At 68.4% G+C, this 15,892-nt stretch carries 15 protein-coding genes and 1 pseudogene; 7 read left to right on the top strand and 9 right to left on the bottom strand.

The window, feature by feature from the left end; all coding sequences use genetic code 11:
* Positions 1-161: 161 nt before the first annotated feature.
* Both B3T77_RS09480 and mutM read right to left on the bottom strand, forming a co-directional pair.
* Positions 162-701, bottom strand: coding sequence for a DUF1697 domain-containing protein (locus B3T77_RS09480; RefSeq protein WP_292079054.1), 540 nt, complete (start codon positions 699-701; stop codon positions 162-164).
* Between the two features lie 4 nt (positions 702-705).
* Positions 706-1,569 carry a bifunctional DNA-formamidopyrimidine glycosylase/DNA-(apurinic or apyrimidinic site) lyase gene (gene mutM / locus B3T77_RS09475; protein ID WP_292079053.1) on the bottom strand — a complete coding sequence of 288 codons (864 nt, stop codon included), beginning with the start codon at positions 1,567-1,569 and terminating at the stop codon, positions 706-708.
* A 121-nt stretch (positions 1,570-1,690) separates the two neighbouring features.
* Between mutM and B3T77_RS09470 the strand changes: the two genes are divergently transcribed.
* Positions 1,691-3,742 (top strand): OPT family oligopeptide transporter, encoded by a 2,052-nt coding sequence (locus tag B3T77_RS09470; protein ID WP_174085447.1) that lies wholly within the window; start codon positions 1,691-1,693, stop codon positions 3,740-3,742.
* 185 nt (positions 3,743-3,927) lie between these two features.
* On the opposite strand, the gene ubiG is transcribed toward B3T77_RS09470, so the two are convergent.
* On the bottom strand, positions 3,928-4,743 hold the full coding sequence (ubiG, locus tag B3T77_RS09465; protein WP_156494726.1) for a bifunctional 2-polyprenyl-6-hydroxyphenol methylase/3-demethylubiquinol 3-O-methyltransferase UbiG: 816 nt from the start codon (positions 4,741-4,743) through the stop codon (positions 3,928-3,930).
* Positions 4,744-4,799: 56 nt separating this feature from the next.
* On the opposite strand from ubiG, the gene B3T77_RS09460 reads away from it, so the two are divergent.
* From B3T77_RS09460 to B3T77_RS09440, 5 genes are all read left to right on the top strand, one after another.
* On the top strand, positions 4,800-6,074 hold the full coding sequence (locus B3T77_RS09460; protein WP_066553906.1) for an aspartate kinase: 1,275 nt from the start codon (positions 4,800-4,802) through the stop codon (positions 6,072-6,074).
* Positions 6,075-6,136: 62 nt separating this feature from the next.
* A complete protein-coding gene (ptsP, locus tag B3T77_RS09455; RefSeq protein ID WP_369814640.1) occupies positions 6,137-8,395 on the top strand; it encodes a phosphoenolpyruvate--protein phosphotransferase in 2,259 nt (752 codons plus the stop codon).
* Between the two features lie 112 nt (positions 8,396-8,507).
* The gene (locus B3T77_RS09450; protein WP_292079049.1) at positions 8,508-9,611 is read left to right on the top strand and encodes a helix-turn-helix domain-containing protein; all 1,104 of its coding nucleotides are present in this window, start codon (positions 8,508-8,510) and stop codon (positions 9,609-9,611) included.
* Between the two features lie 48 nt (positions 9,612-9,659).
* Positions 9,660-10,796, top strand: a complete 1,137-nt coding sequence (gene ispG, locus B3T77_RS09445; RefSeq protein WP_292079048.1) for a flavodoxin-dependent (E)-4-hydroxy-3-methylbut-2-enyl-diphosphate synthase — start codon at positions 9,660-9,662, stop codon at positions 10,794-10,796.
* A gap of 129 nt (positions 10,797-10,925) precedes the next feature.
* Positions 10,926-11,393: a PEGA domain-containing protein gene (locus B3T77_RS09440; protein WP_292079047.1), complete on the top strand. Its 468-nt coding sequence runs from the start codon at positions 10,926-10,928 to the stop codon at positions 11,391-11,393.
* Positions 11,394-11,454: 61 nt separating this feature from the next.
* Here B3T77_RS09440 and B3T77_RS09435 read toward each other — a convergent pair whose 3' ends face one another.
* Genes B3T77_RS09435 through B3T77_RS09425 form a run of 3 tightly spaced genes read right to left on the bottom strand, consistent with a single transcriptional unit; the run spans position 11,455 to position 13,369 of the window.
* Positions 11,455-12,231 (bottom strand): sulfite exporter TauE/SafE family protein, encoded by a 777-nt coding sequence (locus B3T77_RS09435; protein ID WP_292079046.1) that lies wholly within the window; start codon positions 12,229-12,231, stop codon positions 11,455-11,457.
* Positions 12,232-12,265: 34 nt separating this feature from the next.
* Entirely contained in the window at positions 12,266-12,706 is a 441-nt protein-coding gene (locus B3T77_RS09430) for an RrF2 family transcriptional regulator (protein WP_292079045.1), read from the bottom strand.
* 57 nt (positions 12,707-12,763) lie between these two features.
* Positions 12,764-13,369: a response regulator gene (locus tag B3T77_RS09425; protein ID WP_292079044.1), complete on the bottom strand. Its 606-nt coding sequence runs from the start codon at positions 13,367-13,369 to the stop codon at positions 12,764-12,766.
* Positions 13,370-13,573: 204 nt separating this feature from the next.
* On the opposite strand from B3T77_RS09425, the gene prfA reads away from it, so the two are divergent.
* Positions 13,574-14,641: a peptide chain release factor 1 gene (gene prfA, locus B3T77_RS09420; RefSeq protein ID WP_017505440.1), complete on the top strand. Its 1,068-nt coding sequence runs from the start codon at positions 13,574-13,576 to the stop codon at positions 14,639-14,641.
* Here prfA and B3T77_RS09415 read toward each other — a convergent pair whose 3' ends face one another.
* From B3T77_RS09415 to B3T77_RS16315, 3 genes and pseudogenes are all read right to left on the bottom strand, one after another.
* Entirely contained in the window at positions 14,642-14,980 is a 339-nt protein-coding gene (locus tag B3T77_RS09415; protein WP_218015912.1) for a hypothetical protein, read from the bottom strand.
* A 165-nt stretch (positions 14,981-15,145) separates the two neighbouring features.
* Positions 15,146-15,757, bottom strand: a complete 612-nt coding sequence (locus tag B3T77_RS09410) for a glutathione S-transferase family protein (RefSeq protein ID WP_292079040.1) — start codon at positions 15,755-15,757, stop codon at positions 15,146-15,148.
* 56 nt (positions 15,758-15,813) lie between these two features.
* Positions 15,814-15,892: pseudogene (locus B3T77_RS16315) on the bottom strand (dihydrolipoamide acetyltransferase); the annotation flags it as partial.

Raw genomic sequence — 15,892 nt, 5'->3', positions numbered from 1 at the left:
GCGGCCTCGGCGACGGCGGCGACGACCAGGGCGGCGACGAACCACCAGATCAGGTCGCCGAGGTCGCCAGCCCGCAAACCCTGGACGAAGTGGACGAAATAGGCGCCCCAGACCAGGACGCCGACGATCAGACTGATCCACAGGTGGATTTTGCGCATCGCTCAGTCCTCCAACCCGACCATGGCGGCCAGTTTCCGCACCGTGTTCCAGTTGCGGCCGGTGCCGACGCCGATCAGGCGCGGCTGGGCCTTTTCCGCCATCTTGGAGCGACCCAGGCCGTCGGGGTGCCAGAAGAACAGGTCGCCGCCGGCCGGCTCGACCCGCTCGTCCCCCGCCGCGAAACCACGCAAGGCCTCCACCGCCCCATCCTTGATCCCGGCCTTCATCACCATTACCAGCAGTTTGGAGCCGTCGATCCCGGCCTGATCCGCGAACGGATTGGCGGCCATCAGCGCTTTCCATTGCGCGGGCGTGCGCACGATCACCTCGATGGGGCGTCCGAAATGGGCGGCGATGCCCTGCTCCAGCCGCGCCTCGACATCGGCCGGTTCGGCGTCGCTCTCGACGATCAGATTGCCGCTGGTCAAGAGGGTGCGCGGATTGGCGAAACCGGCCTCGACAGCGATGGCCTTCAGTTCGTTCATGAGAATCTTGACCCCGCCGACGTTGACGCCGCGCAAGAGGCAGATGCGGTCGCTCATCGGCTTACCTCTTCTGGCAGGAGGGGCAGTAGAAGGTGGAACGGCCGCCCTGGACGATGCGGGCGACGACGCCGGTGCATTTGTCGCCACGACACGGTTCGCCCTCGCGGCCATAGACGTCGAACCGGTGCTGGAAATAGCCCTGGCCGCCCTCGGCGTTGGCGAAGTCGCGAAGGGTCGAGCCGCCCGCCGCAATGGCGTCGTTCAGGACGTTTCGGACCTCGGTCGCCAGACGCTCCAGCCGCGCCTTCGACACCGATCCGGCCGCGACCAGGGGCGAAATGCGGGCGCGGTACAGGGCCTCGCAGACATAGATATTGCCCAGGCCGGCGACGATCCGCTGATCCAGCAGACTGACCTTGATGTTCTGTTTCTTGCCCGCGAAGGCCTCGACCAGATGGGCGCCAGAAAAGCGGTTGCCCAGAGGCTCGGGCCCCAGGCCGGCGAACCAGGGATGGGTCTCGACCTTGTCGCTGGAGATCAGGCCCATGAAGCCGAACCGACGCGCGTCGGCGTATCCGATGCGGGTCGCCGCCCCATCGCGGATGGCGCAGCCGCTGAAATGCTCGTGCTTGCCGGCGATGGGCGCGGCCTCCTCGAACTCGCCCAGAAGGGTTCCGTCCAGGGTGAAGCGGCCGGTCATGCCCAGATGGGTGATCCAGGTCTCGCCGGTGGACAACGGCATCAGCAGATATTTGGCCCGCCGGTCGATCCGCAGGACCGTCGCCCCCTCCAGCCGTTCGACGAAACGCTCGGGGAAGGGAAATCGCAGGTCGGGCCGGTTGATCCGGACCCGTGACAGCCGCGCGCCCTCCAGCACCGGCGTCAGGCCGCGTCGGACGGTTTCGACCTCGGGAAGTTCGGGCATGAGCCGGTCCTAGCCCGTCCGGCTCGCGGGGCCAAGCGGCGGGGGCGCCCGCATCTGACCGCGACCAGTTGCCGCCTGCGACAGAATGCGCTTACGTCCGCGCAAACGTGGGACCTCGCATATGACAGACGCCGCCGCCGCCCCCAAGGGTCGGCTAGAACTGACGCTCCGCGCCCTGGTGCTGGGCTGCCTGCTGGCGGTGATCTTCACCGCCGCCAACACCTATCTGGGCCTGCTGGTCGGCCTGACCTTCGCCTCGGCCATTCCGGCGGCGGTGATCTCGATGGCGGTGCTGCGGGCGTTCCGCACCTCGACCATCTGGGAGAACATGACCGTCCAGACCGTGGCCTCGGTCGGTGGGGCCATGAGTTCGATCATCTTCGTCCTGCCGGGCCTGGTGATGATCGGTTGGTGGCTGGAGTTTCCGTTCTGGCAATCGGTGGCGATCTGCATCCTGGGCGGCGTGCTGGGCGTGACCTTCTCGATCCCGCTGCGCCGGGCGCTGGTCGTCAACGGCGGCCTGCCCTACCCCGAAGGCGTCGCCGCCGCCGAGGTGCTTAAGGTCGGGTCGCGCGGGGCCGAACAGACCGAAAGCGCGGTGCGCGAGAACAAGTCGGGCCTGTGGGTCGTGGTCGCCGGTGCCGTGGTGTCGTCAGGCTACGCCCTGCTGGTCGCGGGTCGGGTCTTTGCGGGCGAAGCGGCCAAGTTCTTCAAGCTGCCGGCCGCGCTGGGCGGCGGGGCGACGGGCATGGGCTTCGGCATGCAGTTCGCCTTGCTGGGCGCCGGTCACCTGATCGGCCTGACGGTCGGTCTGGCGCAGCTGTTCGGCCTGGTGCTGGCCTGGGCCATCGCCGTGCCGATCCTGACCAGCCCGGACACCATCGCCTGGCTGACGGCGCACGGCATTCCGTCGATCGCCTCGACCCTGCCCGCCGGCGCGCCGGCCGAGGAGCTGGCGACAACCGTCTGGGCGCGCGAGGTGCGGTTCATGGGTGCGGGCGTCATCGGCGTCGCCGCCATCTGGACCCTGATCAAACTGGCCGGTCCGCTGATCGGCGGCCTGACCTCGGCGCTGGCCGCCAACGCCAAACGCGCCCACGGCGAAGTGCTTGAGCGCACCGAACAAGATTTGCCCATCAAACTGGTGGGCGGCGTTTCGGTCGCCTGCCTGGTCGGCATCGCCGGCCTCCTGGCCTGGTTCGCCCAGAGCGCCCCGGCCCTGGCGGGATCGACACCGCTGCTGGTGATCGGCGGCCTGGTCTATGTGGTGTTGATCGGCTTCGCCGTGGCGGCCATCTGCGGCTATATGGCCGGTCTGATCGGTTCGTCGAACAGCCCCGTGTCGGGCGTCGGCATCCTGGCCATCGTGATCGCCTCCCTGTTGATGCTGGGTGTCATGGCCATCGCCGGCGTGCCGGCCGATCCGTCGATCATCGCCTTCGCCCTGATCGTGACGGCGGTGGTCTTCGCCGTCGCCGTCATCGCAAATGACAACCTTCAGGACCTAAAGACCGGCCAGCTGGTCGAGGCCACGCCGTGGCGTCAGCAGGTGGCGCTGATCGTCGGCGTCGGCGCCGGCGCCCTGGTGATCCCCTTCATCCTGAACCTGCTGAACCAGGCCTTCGGCTTCGAAGGCGGCCCGCCCGCCATCGTGGAAGGCGCCAAGACCCTGGCCGCCCCGCAAGCCACCCTGATCTCGGCCCTGGCGCGCGGCGTCATCGGCGGCGACCTGCGCTGGGACCTGATCGGTTTGGGCGCGGCGATCGGCGTGGTCATCATCGTGCTGGACGCGGTCGTGTCGAAGGCGACCAAGGGCAAGGTCAAGCTGCCGCCGCTGGCCGTCGGCATCGGCTTCTATCTGCCGGCTGCGGTCACCACCATGCTGGTCATCGGCGCCGTCGCCGGCTGGATCTACGACAAGGCGGTCTCGTCCACCCGCTACGCCGACGTGGCGCGGCGGATGGGCGTGCTGCTGGCCTCGGGCCTGATCGTGGGTGAAAGCTTGTTCGGCGTCTTCACCGCCGGCGTCATCGTGGCGACCCGGGACGACGCGCCCTTCGCCATGCTGCCCGAGGGCTCGGCCTGGCCGGCCATGCTGGCGGGCATCGTCGGCTTCGCTGTCGCGGTGTTCGGCTTGTACGCCTGGACGCGCAGCCGGGCTTCGAAGGTCTAGGGGCGGACTGGCGCCTCTCCCTCCCCTGCGGGGGAGGGTGGCTGAGCCGAAGGCGAAGCCGGGTGGGGGCGGCAGGGCGACACGTCGCAAGTCTGTCTTAGGTTGAACAGGTGCGGCCTTGCCGGCCGCCCCCACCCGGTCGCTAGCGCGACCACCCTCCCCGGAACGGGGAGGGAAAAGCTGGCTCAGGCGCGCGTCGCGACCATCATATAGTTGATGCCCGCATCGTCGGTCTGGCTCCATCGGTCGTGAAGCGGGTCGTAGTTCAGGCCATAGGGGCCCTCGACCGTCACTGGCTCTGCGGCCAGCATCGTGCGGATTTCGTCGGGCTTCAGGAACTGGCGCCAGTCGTGGGTGCCGGCCGGCACCCAGCGCAGGATGTATTCCGCCGCCACCTTGCCCAGGGCCAGCGACTTCAGCGTGCGGTTCAGGGTGGCGACCATCATCACCCCGCCCGGCCGGACCAGACGCGAACAGGCGCGCACGAAGGCTTCAGGGTCGGCGACGTGTTCGATCACCTCCATCGTCAGGACGACGTCGAACGGCCCCGCCCCTTCCGCCTCAATCTGTTCGACCGTGGCGGCGCGATAGGCGATATCCAGGCCGACCATGTCGGCGTGGGCGCGGGCCGTGCCGATGTTCTCGGAAGAGGCGTCGATGGCGGTGACCTCAAAGCCCATCCGCCGCATCGGCTCGGCGATCAGTCCGCCGCCGCACCCCACGTCCAGCAGGGTCAGACCTTCGAAGGGCGCCCGCGCCTTGGGATCGCGGCCCAACCGCGTGCAAAGCTGTTCGCGGATCAGCGCCAGCCGCGCCGGGTTGAAGCGGTGCAGCGGCGCGAACGGCCCATGCGCGTCCCACCATTCGGCCGCCTGGGCCGAGAAGCGCGCCACGTCGGCGGGGTCGATCGATGCGCCGAACGCCGTTTCGGACGAATTTTGCGAAAAACCATGCCCCTGTTGGGGTAGGCGAGACGGAGCGGCGCCGTTAGAAGCGGTCATGACGCGAGGGATGAACCTTCGCGCCCTTTCACGCAAGCAGGGGGCGGAACGCCACGATGACGCGGCCCGATACGACACGACTGGTGATGAAGTTCGGCGGCACCTCGATGGGCGACCTCGAACGCATTCGCCGTGCGGCGCGGATCGTTGCGGCCGAAGTCTCGGCGGGCAAACAGGTCGCCGTCGTCGTCTCCGCCATGGCGGGCAAGACCAATGAACTCGTCGCCTGGACCGACGGCGCCGGACCGGCCGCTGCAGGCCTGCCGCTCAGCGACGACGAATATGACGTGGTGGTCGCCTCGGGCGAACAGGTGACCTCGGGCCTGTTGGCCGCGACCCTGCGCAACATGGGCTTCAACGCCCGCTCGTGGATGGGCTGGCAGGTGCCGATCCTGACCGACGACGCCCACGCCCGCGCCCGCATCATCGACATTCCTGGCGAAAAACTGGGCGCCGCCGTCGACGGCGGCGAGATCGCCATCGTGCCCGGCTTCCAGGGCGTGACGGCGGACGGCAAGATCACGACCTTGGGGCGCGGCGGTTCAGACACCTCGGCGGTCGCCGTGGCGGCGGCCCTGGGCTGCCCCTGCGACATCTATACCGACGTGGACGGCGTCTATACGACCGACCCGCGCATCGAGAACCGCGCGCGCCGCCTGGCCAAGGTGTCCTACGAAGAGATGCTGGAAATGGCGTCCTTGGGCGCCAAGGTGCTGCAGACCCGCTCGGTCGAGCTGGCCATGGCCAAACAGGTCCCGGTCCGCGTCCTTTCAAGCTTTATCGAACCCGACGCGAATGGCGTCATGCCCGACAAGGGTGGAACCCTGATCTGCGACGAGGAGGAGATCGTGGAAAAACGTATCGTGTCCGGTGTGACCATGAGCCGTGACGAGGCCCGCATCACCCTGCTGGGCCTGTCCGACCGGGTGGACGCCCCCGCCGACGTCTTCACACGCCTGGCTGAGGCCAACGTCAACGTCGACATGATCGTGCAGAGCCAGTCGCGCACCGCCGGAACGGTCAACCTGACCTTCACGACCGGCCGTCGCGACGCCGTGCGCGCCGCCGACCTGATGACCGCCGCCAAGGAGCAGCTCGGCTTCGAGGAAATCCGCGTCGACGAGGACGTGGCCAAGGTCTCGGTCGTCGGCGTGGGCATGCGCAGCCATGCGGGCGTCGCCCAGACCATGTTCAAGGCCCTGGCCGACAAAGGCGTGAAGTTCCAGGCGATCTCGACCTCCGAGATCAAGATCAGCGTACTGATCGACGCCGCCTACGCCGAGCTGGCCGTTCGCGCCCTGCATTCGGCATATGGGCTGGACGCGGTATAGGGTGATTTCAGAAGGCGCCTAGGCGCCGGGGCGCGGGAGACATGATGCCGGCAGGCGGCGCGATGACCAGAGGACCCCGGATCCTCCTGCGCCAGATCCGCGAGGCTCTGGGCGGGGCCGGCGCGGGCGCGACGCCGGCGCAGGACCGGCTGAACATGGTCGTCAAGATCATCGCCCGGTCGATGGTCGCCGAGGTCTGCTCCATCTATCTGCGTCGCGCGTCAGGCGAGCTCGAGCTGTTCGCCACCGAGGGTCTGAACCCCGACGCCGTGCACAACACCCGGCTGCGGCCCGGCGAGGGCCTGGTTGGCGAAGTGGCGCGGATGGCCCAGCCCATCAGCCTGTCGGACGCCCCGTCGCACCCGTCCTTCTCCTATCGCCCCGAGACGGGCGAAGACCCCTATCACGCCTTCCTGGGCGCCCCGCTGCTGCGCGGGGGTCGGGCCATCGGCGTCCTGGTCGTCCAGAACCGCACCGAGCGGCGCTATGACGAGGAAGAGGTCGAGGACATCCAGACCATCGCCATGGTCCTGTCCGAAACCGTGTCGTCGGGCGAACTGTTGGCGCTGGACGAGCTGCGCGACGTGGAGCTGGCGCCCCACCGGCCCGAGCGGCTGAAAGGCCAGAAGTTCGCCGACGGCCTGGCTTTCGGCCATGTGGTTCTGCACGAGGCGCCGCTGGCGCCCGAACGCCTGCTATCCGACGACCCGGCGATGGAGGAGGCGCGGCTGAAGCTGGCGCTGGCCACGCTGAAGAGCGGCCTGGACGTCATGCTGGACAAGGGCCAGGGCCTGGCCGGTCCGTCGTTCGAGGTTCTGGAAACCTATCGGATGTTCGCCGACGACCGGGGCTGGAACCGGTCGCTGGAAGAGGCGGTTCGGAACGGTCTGACAGCCGAGGCGGCGGTGGATCGGGTCAGGAACGAGCACCGCGCCCGCTTCGCCCAGGCGCGCGACCCCTATATCCGCGAGCGGCTGCACGACTTCGAGGACCTGGCCAACCGGCTGCTGCGGGTGCTGGCGGGCGACAAGCCGGGCGAGCGCGAACTGCCCGACGACGCCATACTGGTGGCGCGCAACCTGGGCCCGGCCGACCTCTTGGAATATCCGCGCGACAAGCTGAAGGGGCTGTTGCTGGAAGAGGGCTCGGCCGCCAGCCACGCCGCCATCGTCGCGCGCGCGCTGCAGATTCCGTGCGTCGGCCGTCTGATGGGCCTGCGCGACCGACTGTCGGAAGGCGACATGGTCATCGCCGACGGTGAGACCGGCGAGACCTATCTGCGCCCCCGCCCCGATATGCTGGAGGCGGTTCAGTCGCGCATGGCCGTGCGCGAACAGCGCCAGGCCGAGTTTGCCCAGCTGCGCGACGTGCCGGCCGTGACCCTCGACGGGCAGCGGATCACGGTCCTGACCAATGCCGGTCTGGCGGTCGATCTGGAAAACATGATCGAGACGGGCGCCGAGGGCATCGGCCTGTTCCGCACCGAGTTCCAGTTCATGGTCTCGGACGAACTGCCCCGGCTGGACGCCCAGACGGCGCTCTACAAGCTGGTGCTGGATGCGGCGGGCGATAAACCCGTCACCTTCCGCACCCTGGATATCGGCGGCGACAAGGTCCTGCCGTATCTTGAGGCCGAGCGCGAAGAGAACCCCGCGCTGGGCCGTCGCGCCATCCGTTTGGGTCTGGATCGGCCGTCGCTGCTGCGAATGCAGCTTCGGGCGCTGCTGGCGGCGGGGGCCGGGCGCGAGCTGCGCGTCATGTTCCCGATGATCGCCACGGTGGACGAGTTCCGGGCCGCGCGCGAGCTGGTGGATATCGAATGCGCCTGGGCGCGGCGTCGCGGGCGCGCCTTGCCGGCCCTGCTGCGCGTCGGGGCGATGGTCGAATGTCCGTCGCTGCTGTGGCATCTGGATGCCCTGCTGCCGCTGACGGATTTCGTCTCCATCGGCACCAACGATCTGTTCCAGTACATGTACGCGGCCGACCGGACCAATCCGCTGGTGTCGGATCGCTACGACCCGCTGTCGCCGCCGACCCTGCGGGCGCTCCAGACCATCCAGAAGGCCTGCGCCGACACCGGCACGCCGGTCTCGATCTGCGGCGAACTGGCGGGGCGGCCGCTGGAGGCCTTCGCCCTGATCGTGCTGGGCTTCACCCGACTGTCGGCGCCGGCGGGCGGTGTCGGGCCGGTCAAGCGGATGATCCTGTCGGCGGACCTGAATGCGGCGCGGCGCGGCATGGCCAATCTGCTGAACCTGTCCACCGGCTCGGTCAGAAACGAGATCGAATCCCTGGCGCGCAAGCTGAACGTCGCGGTCTGATCGCAAGCGTCTGGACGCAAGGGCGGCGTTGCTGGTCGGCGCGCAATCGTCTATCTCGGGCCCTGTGAACGGCGCGTCGGCGCTGTGTTTCCCGGACATGGGGTCAGGCGTCATGACGCTGAATGCGGGGGTCGCCCCCGAGGCGATCGAAAGCATTGCGGACCGGCCGGATCCGACGGCCGCCTTCGTGGACGCCGCGACCCTAGGCGACGGCTTTCGGGCCGCCCGCGAGCGGTCGGGCAAGTCGCCGGCCGAGCTGGCCGCCGAGACGAAGGTGCATCGCCGGTTCCTGACCGCCCTGGAGCAGAACGACTGGTCGTCCCTGCCTTCGCGCGTCTTCGCCCTGGGCTATGTCCGGGCCTATGCCTCGGCCCTGGCGCTGGACGAACAGACGGCTGTCGAGCGGTTCAAGCGCGAGAGCCCGGACACCTCCGTGCCGCTGAAGGCGCCCATCGGCATCGCCTTCGAGGACGTGAAACGCCATTCGCCGCGCATCGTCGCCGGCATCGCTGCCGTGGTGGTCGCTGTTATCGGCTGGAACGTGTTCCAGCGCGCCAGCCTGCATCAAACCGCCCATCCGTCCGATATCGCCGCCGTGCCAAAGACATGGACCGGGGCGGCCCATCCGGATCCACAGGTCGCGCTCAGCGCACCCATGTCCGCGCCGCCCGACCAGACGACGCCGGCCCTCTACATCACGCCGGGGCTGGAGGCCGAACTCACCGGGGTCGATCCGACCGATCCGGCCGTGATCGCCGCCGCCGCCAATCCGGAGCCGGTGCAGAAGGCGTTCAACCCGCGCGGGGCCGTCTATGGCGCCTCGGCCAACGCCTCGATGGTGGTGATCCAGGCCAAGACGGCCGGCGCCCTGGTCGTTCGGCTGGGCGACGGTCAGGCCCTGTTCGCGCGCCAGATGGCGCCGGGCGAGGCCTGGCGCGCGCCCATCGGCGTGGCGGCGACGGTGGACGTGTCCGACCCGGCCGCCTTCGACGTCTTCCTGAACGGCGAATACGGCGGACCCCTGGCCGGCGTGCTGACACCGCTGGCCCAGTTGAACAGTCGCGCGGACCAGGCGGCCAAGGCGCTGGCCGCCAGCCAGGCGCGCGCCCAGGTCCAGGCTCAGGCCGCCCAGGCCCGGACCCAGGCGGCCGCGACGCCAGGGGCGACGCCTTCCCCTGCGCCCGCGCCCTCTTCACCCGCTCCTGCGCCGAACTGATGCGTCGGCCGTGGTCCCGCCGTCATCATCGGCCTATATGATGTTCCCATGAGCGACCACACCCACGTCCGACCCTGGCGCCACATCGAGCGTCGCAAGAGCCGCCAGATCCGCGTCGGCTCCGTCCTGGTGGGCGGCGACGCCCCGATCAGCGTCCAGTCGATGACCAATACGCCGACGACGGATGCGGCGGCGACCATCGACCAGATCCGTCAGTTGGAAGAGGCCGGCGCCGACATCGTGCGCGTCTCCTGCCCCGACGTGGAATCGACCGCCGCCTTCAGGACCATCGTGCGCGAGGCCAAGGTCCCCTTGGTCGCCGACATCCACTTCCACTACAAGCGCGGCATCGAGGCGGCCGAGGCGGGCGCCGCCTGCCTGCGCATCAATCCGGGCAATATCGGTTCGGCCGACCGCGTCCGCGACGTCATCCAGGCAGCCAAGGACAATGGCTGCTCGATGCGGATCGGCGTCAACGCCGGCTCGCTGGAAAAGGAACTTCTGGAAAAGTACGGCGAACCCTGCCCCGACGCCATGGTCGAGAGCGCCCTGAACCACGCTCGCATCCTGCAGGACCACGACTTCCACGAATTCAAGATCTCGGTGAAGGCGTCCGACCCCTTCCTGACCGTCGCCGCCTATCAGCAGCTGGCCGAGGCGATCGACTGCCCCCTGCATCTGGGCGTGACAGAGGCCGGGCCGTTGCGCACCGGCACCATCAAGTCCGCCATCGGCCTGGGGTCGATGCTGTGGGCCGGGATCGGCGACACCATCCGCGTGTCCCTGGCCGCCGATCCGGTCGAGGAGATCAAGGTCGGCTTCGACATCCTGAAGTCGCTGGGCCTGCGCCACCGGGGCGTCAACATCATCGCCTGCCCGTCCTGCGCGCGTCAGGGCTTCAACGTCATCGACACGGTGGCGGTGCTGGAAGAGAAGCTGGCCCACATCTCAACGCCGATGAGCCTGTCGGTGATCGGCTGCGTCGTGAACGGACCGGGCGAGGCCCTGTATACCGACATCGGCTTCACCGGCGGCGGCAAGGGCGCGGGCATGATCTATCTGAACGGCAAGATCGCCCACAAACAGGCCAACGACGGCATGATCGACCACATCGTCGACCTAGTCGAACAGAAGGCCGCCGAACTGGATGCCGCACGCGCGGCGGAGCTTCACGCGGCCGAGTAGCGGTCGCTCCCCTCAGGTTGCAGAAACTGGGCGCGCGTCACAAACCTGTGATTGACGACAACGGGTCTGCGTGCGACCTGTGCGTCAGGTTCGGCCGGGGGGCCGACCCGTTAATCCACTGAGGGGCCCATGATTTCCAAAAACGCCGCACGCCTTGGCGTGCGTCTGCTCGCGCTTGCCGGCGTGGCGCTTTCGTTGCCTGCCTGCGCGACCGTCACGCGCGGCTCCAGCCAGCAGTTCACGGTCGAAAGCACGCCGCCCGGCGCCCAGGTCAGCACGTCGAACGGCTTTGAATGCCAGGCGACGCCTTGCACCTTCCGCATGCCGCGCAAGGACGGTTTCCGCATCACGGTCGCCAAGGAAGGCTATGTCTCGCAGACGCACGAGATCACCAGCAGCGTTTCCGGCGCCGGCGGAACGGCCATGGCCGGCAATATTCTGGTCGGCGGCATCATCGGCGGGGCCATCGACGCCACGTCCGGCGCCATGAACGACCTGAAGCCTAATCCTTTGGTCGTCACCCTGCGCACGCCGGCTGAAGAGGCGGCAGCGGCCCGCACTCCGGCCTCGACCACCGGCGCGCCGGGCGGTCAATAGCCGAAGACCCGCGATTGAACGTGAGACAGCGGCGGGTGCGAGCCCGCCGCCGTTTTTCGTTTCAGATCACCTTGAACAGCCGCAGGGCCTGATAGCCGGCGGACAGGAGCACCACGGCGCCGACGCCGTAGGTCAAGGCGCGGCGAGGGGCGATGCGGGCGATGACGCCGGCGAAGGGGGCGGCGATCAGGCCGCCGATGATCAGGCCCAGCACCGCCATGGCGTGGGTCGAGAAGCCCTCGGCCTCCTGCCAATGTCCGGTCAGCAGGGCGACCAGGAAGGTGGCGGAAATGGCGGAGGTGACGAAGAACTCCGCCGTATTGGTGGTGCCGATCGAGACGCGCGGATCCTGACCCGTGCCGACCAGGGTTGTGGTGACCGTAGGTCCCCAACCGCCGCCGCCGATGGCGTCGAAGAAGCCGCCGACCAGACCCAGAGGGGCGGCGAACTTGCGCGGGAAGATCCGCTCGCGCGTCTGACGCGTGGCGCGCCAGATGATCACGACGCCCATGATGGCCAGATATGTGGTGATGAAGGGCTTCAGCACATCGCCGTCGATGCTGGTCAGGACGAAGGCGCCGAACCCCCCGCCGACGACGCCGCCCAGGGCCAGCGGCACGAACAGCTTCCAGTTCACGTTCTTGTTGACCGTATGAGACCCGGCCGACGCCGCCGTGGTGAAGACCTCCGCGGCGTGGACGCTGGCCGACGCCGTCGCGGGCGGCACGCCGAACGACAGCAGGACGGTCGAGGAAATCACGCCATAGGCCATGCCCAGCGCCCCATCCACGATCTGGGCCAGAAAACCGACGGCGAGGAAGAGCAGGAAATCTTGCATGGCGGCCTCTGGAATAGGGGGCGAACGGTGCGGGCTATTTCCCTAGTCGGTCAATAGGAGAAGAAGTGACGGCGGCTTGCAGAAGGGTTCGCGCCTCGAAGACGGCGGCGATCGCGTCACGCCCGTCCTGAAGCACGGGCTGCAACGGACAGGTCTCGACATCCGGGCAGGTTTCGCAGGGGCCATGTGCGGTGCGCGAGGCGCAAGGCGCGAGGGCCAGCGGGCCTTCCAAGGCGCGGATCACGTCGGCGAAGCTGATGGCGTCGGCGGGCGCGCCCAGCGCATAGCCGCCCGCCCTGCCCCGCTTCGAGGCCAGCAGACCCTGACGGCGCAGATCCAGCAGGATGGCCTCCAGGAACTTTCGCGGGGCCGCCGCCGCCTCGGCGATCTCGGCGATGGTCGCGGGGCCGCCGTCCGGCAGACCGGCCAGATGCACCATGGCGCGCAGAGCATAGCGGGACCGGTTCGACAGCATGATCCGTGATCGCCCGCCTGAGCCCCAGACGCAAGCGGTGGGAGCTCGATCCGATCCTCAGGCCAGCCGCGCCACCGCCTCCAGAATCTGCGCGCCGTTATAGGGTTTCAGCACCAGGGCCTCGGCCATGTCCGCATTCTTCGCGGCGGCGGCCACATCGCCGGAAATGAAGATGACACGCACGGCCCAGCGGTCGGTCAGGACGCGGGCCAGTTCCACCCCGGTCATCTCGCCCGACAGATTGATGTCCAGCAGGGCCGCATCGATGCTGTGCAGCGCAGCGGCGGCCTCGGCGGCGGCGGCGCTGTGGAACGGGCCGACGACATTGTGGCCCGCCTCGGTCAGCAGTTCGGTCAGGGAGGCGGCGGCGTCGGGATCGTCCTCGACCACCAGCAGGGTCAGGGCCTCGACCTCGACCGGCGCCTTGGCGTCAAGCGGCGCCTGACGTGTGACCACGGCGCGAAGGTCGCGCCAGACCTCGGTCGAGGGGCGGTCGGTGTCCAGATCATAGATGGCGGCCATGGCCTTCAGTTCGCGGGCGTCCTCGGGCGACAGGTCGCCGCTGGTCTCGGCCAGACGGCTGTCGTACAGGCGGCACAGGCGATCGACGCTTTCGGCGACCTCGGCGGCGTCCGGCTGCGACGGGGGCGGGCGATCGAACATGGCGTCCTCCTCACGGTTGTTCGATCTCAACTAATGGCTTTGAGCCGATTGCGTCACCGCGACTGACGCCATCGTGACCCGGCTGTGATCGCCGATCACAAGCGCGGCGCCGGCGCTGGTCCACGCCTCGATACGCCTGCAATCGACACGAGCCCCCCCGGCGGGTAAGGACGGCGCTCCGCTTTTTCTCAGGACATTTCCCTCTTGCGACTGCCACAGGCCCGTCTCGATCAGGTGCTCGACCGTTTCCACGAGGTGGAGGCGCGCATGGGTTCGGCGACCGACGGCGCCGAGATCGTGCGGCTGTCCAAGGAGCACGCCGAGCTGAAGCCCGTCGTCGATGCGGTCCAGGGCCTGGCGCGCGCGCGCGCCGAAATGGCGGACCTGGAAGCCATGACGGCCGATCCGGAAATGGCGGCGATGGCCGAGGAGGAGCTGCGGGCGCTGACCGACAGGCTGCCCGAGCTGGAACGCGAGGTCGCCCTGCTTCTAGCCCCGCGCGACGCCGACGAGAACGCCTCTGCCGTACTGGAAGTGCGCGCCGGCACCGGAGGGGACGAGGCGGCCCTGTTCGCGGGCGACCTGTTCCGCATGTATTCGCGCTACGCCTCCACGCGCGGCTGGCGGATCGAGCTGGATTCGGCGACCGAGGGCGACGCCGGCGGTTATAAGGAAATCATCGCCACGGTGACCGGCGAAGGCGTGTTCGGCCGGCTGAAGTTCGAGAGCGGCGTTCACCGGGTCCAGCGCGTGCCGACGACCGAGTCGCAGGGGCGCATCCACACCTCCGCGGCGACGGTGGCGGTCCTACCCGAGGTCGAGGACGTGGAGATCGAAATCCACGACAAGGACATCCGCATCGACACCTTCCGCGCGTCGGGTTCGGGCGGGCAGCACGTCAACACGACCGATTCCGCCGTGCGCATCACCCACCTGCCCACCGGCATCATGGTGACGTCGTCGGAGAAGTCCCAGCACGTCAACCGCGACAAGGCGATGAAGAACCTGCGCGTGCGGCTGTACGACATGCAGCGCCAGGCCAAGGATCTGGCCCGCTCGGACAGCCGCAAGTCCCAGGTCGGGTCGGGCGACCGGTCTGAACGGATCCGCACCTACAACTATCCGCAAGGGCGGGTCAGCGATCACCGCATCAACCTGACCCTGCACAGCCTGCCCCAGATCATGGAAGGCGACATCGATCCGCTGCTGAACGCCCTAATCGCCGAGGACCAGGCGGCGCGTCTGGCCGACCTGGAAGCCGAGTTCGGTTGATCAGCCCAGGACGCCGGTCAGCGGCAGCCACAGCACCACGCCGGTGACGGCGGTATAGGCGGCGAAGGCATGCACCGACTTCAGCCGGCCGCTGGCCAGCGGGCTGTCGAGATCGGCGCGGTTGACCCACAGCAGATAGGCGGCCTGGATCGCCCAACCGGCGAGGAACGCGACCACGGCCCAGGCGCTGAGCGCCGCCAGCGCGACGCCCGACATCAGGACCACCACACCGCCCAGGGCGATCACGCCGTCTGCGATCTGATCGTCTGCGGGAACGGCGATGACGCCGGACAAGGCCCGTTGCAGACGCCAGTTGAGCCAGGCCTGATACAAAAGCATCAGTCCACCCAAGACGTAGAACAACCCTATCGCGCGCGCCGCCCACTCCATGTCTGAAATAAGGCGCCATTTTCTGCGGTTGTAATCAGGGAAAATGCGACGCCGATTCGGATCGTTAACGACCGGCGCAAATTAGACACAACCGTTGGTCTGCGAGCGCGCCCGCTAAGCTTTGGCGGCCAGCGCGCGCTGGACCGCCGGACGCGCCGTCATGCGCTCGAAATGCGCCTGGACGCGAGGAAACTCGGCGATGTCCACGCCGTCGCTTTCCAGCCAGCCGGCGAAGGTGAACAGATAGGGGTCCGCGACCGTATAGGCGTCGCCCATCGCCCATTCGCCAGTCAGGTCCGCCTCGATCAGGGCGAAGCCGTCGCGCATGTTCTGCGTGACCTTGGCCGCCATCGACGCCTGAGCGGCGGCATCGTCGCTCCAGCGCGCGGCGCGGCGACCGTGGGCGTGGGCGACGTGGATGGTGGTGGCCAGATAGAGGTTGAACGCCTGCATCCGCGCAAAGGCGAAGGGATCGGTCGGCGCCAACAGGCCGGGCGGCGACAGGGCGGCGATGTGCGCCAGAATGGCCGGGCTCTCGGTCAGGACGCCCTGATCGGTCGCGAGCGCAGGAACGCGCCCCTTGGGATTGATCGCCAGATAAGACGGCTCGCGTTGTTCGGCCTTGGCGAAGTCGATCAACCGCACCTCATAAGCGAGCCCCGACTCTTCCAGCGCGATATGGCTGGCCCGGCTGCAGGATCCGGTCGCGGCGTAGAGGGTCAGCATGGTCGCGCCTCGCAGCAAAGAAAAAGGCGGCGAGATCATCGCCGCCTTTCAGGAAATCAGAGGTCCAGCAGGGCCCGCGCCGGATCTTCCAGCAGTTCCTTGACCCGGACCAGGAAGGTCACGGCTTCCTTGCCG

It is taken from the genome of Brevundimonas sp. UBA7838 (assembly GCF_002500885.1).
In the GTDB taxonomy this organism is placed as follows: Bacteria; Pseudomonadota; Alphaproteobacteria; order Caulobacterales; family Caulobacteraceae; genus Brevundimonas; species Brevundimonas vesicularis_C.
Note: the sequence above shows the minus strand (reverse complement) of the source record. Positions and strands in the feature narration are given on the sequence as shown.

Coding starts and splice junctions, on each gene's coding strand:
- B3T77_RS09480 (WP_292079054.1), bottom strand. CDS start 701: ATGAGCGACCGCATCTGCCTCTTGCGCGGCGTCAACGTCGGCGGGGTC.
- mutM (WP_292079053.1), bottom strand. CDS start 1,569: ATGCCCGAACTTCCCGAGGTCGAAACCGTCCGACGCGGCCTGACGCCG.
- B3T77_RS09470 (WP_174085447.1), top strand. CDS start 1,691: ATGACAGACGCCGCCGCCGCCCCCAAGGGTCGGCTAGAACTGACGCTC.
- ubiG (WP_156494726.1), bottom strand. CDS start 4,743: ATGACCGCTTCTAACGGCGCCGCTCCGTCTCGCCTACCCCAACAGGGG.
- B3T77_RS09460 (WP_066553906.1), top strand. CDS start 4,800: ATGACGCGGCCCGATACGACACGACTGGTGATGAAGTTCGGCGGCACC.
- ptsP (WP_369814640.1), top strand. CDS start 6,137: ATGACCAGAGGACCCCGGATCCTCCTGCGCCAGATCCGCGAGGCTCTG.
- B3T77_RS09450 (WP_292079049.1), top strand. CDS start 8,508: ATGACGCTGAATGCGGGGGTCGCCCCCGAGGCGATCGAAAGCATTGCG.
- ispG (WP_292079048.1), top strand. CDS start 9,660: ATGAGCGACCACACCCACGTCCGACCCTGGCGCCACATCGAGCGTCGC.
- B3T77_RS09440 (WP_292079047.1), top strand. CDS start 10,926: ATGATTTCCAAAAACGCCGCACGCCTTGGCGTGCGTCTGCTCGCGCTT.
- B3T77_RS09435 (WP_292079046.1), bottom strand. CDS start 12,231: ATGCAAGATTTCCTGCTCTTCCTCGCCGTCGGTTTTCTGGCCCAGATC.
- B3T77_RS09430 (WP_292079045.1), bottom strand. CDS start 12,706: ATGCTGTCGAACCGGTCCCGCTATGCTCTGCGCGCCATGGTGCATCTG.
- B3T77_RS09425 (WP_292079044.1), bottom strand. CDS start 13,369: ATGTTCGATCGCCCGCCCCCGTCGCAGCCGGACGCCGCCGAGGTCGCC.
- B3T77_RS09415 (WP_218015912.1), bottom strand. CDS start 14,980: ATGCTTTTGTATCAGGCCTGGCTCAACTGGCGTCTGCAACGGGCCTTG.
- B3T77_RS09410 (WP_292079040.1), bottom strand. CDS start 15,757: ATGCTGACCCTCTACGCCGCGACCGGATCCTGCAGCCGGGCCAGCCAT.